Origin of the sequence: Janthinobacterium lividum (assembly GCF_011601275.1) — a bacterium.
GTDB lineage: Bacteria > Pseudomonadota > Gammaproteobacteria > Burkholderiales > Burkholderiaceae_D > Janthinobacterium > Janthinobacterium lividum_E.
The window spans coordinates 1-546 of record NZ_JAAOLY010000056.1; the positions used below are offsets into that span (position 1 = coordinate 1).

3 tRNA genes are annotated in these 546 nt (G+C 51.8%); all 3 read right to left on the reverse strand.

Features of this window, described 5'->3' with window-relative positions:
* Positions 1-9 precede the first annotated feature (9 nt).
* The 3 genes from GYK42_RS28830 to GYK42_RS28840 all read right to left on the reverse strand — a co-directional run bounded on the left by GYK42_RS28830 (position 10) and on the right by GYK42_RS28840 (position 513).
* A tRNA-Asp gene (locus GYK42_RS28830) sits at positions 10-86 on the reverse strand.
* Positions 87-143: 57 nt separating this feature from the next.
* Positions 144-219: transfer RNA gene (locus GYK42_RS28835), tRNA-Val, on the reverse strand.
* Between the two features lie 217 nt (positions 220-436).
* Positions 437-513, reverse strand: a tRNA-Asp gene (locus tag GYK42_RS28840).
* Between the last annotated feature and the right edge of the window lie 33 nt (positions 514-546).

Genomic DNA, 546 nt, shown 5'->3' on the forward strand with positions numbered 1-546 from the left:
TTCTTTTATTGGCGGAGCGGACGGGACTCGAACCCGCGACCCCCGACGTGACAGGCCGGTATTCTAACCAACTGAACTACCACTCCAAGCTCGTATGATCTGTGTTGCTGATCCATGAAGCACTGGATAATTTTCTGTATTGGTGGTGGGTGCTGAGAGGCTCGAACTCCCGACCTACGCCTTGTAAGGGCGCCGCTCTACCAACTGAGCTAAGCACCCGCATACCCAGAAAACTATCCCGACGTTTGTCACCACGTCTGGAAGAGGCACTATTATAGGGGGCGCTTTCGTGCTTGTGCAACTATTCTTGAGGGCGAACAGCAGTTTTTTTGCTGAAAAGCGCAAAAATATTCAGGGAAGGGGTAGCTGACGTGTTTTTGGCTTCTGAAATGGGAAAAGCCCTTCGGTTCAGAGAACCAAAGGGCTTTTCTTTTATTGGCGGAGCGGACGGGACTCGAACCCGCGACCCCCGACGTGACAGGCCGGTATTCTAACCAACTGAACTACCACTCCAAGCTCGTATGATCTGTGTTGCTGATCCATGAA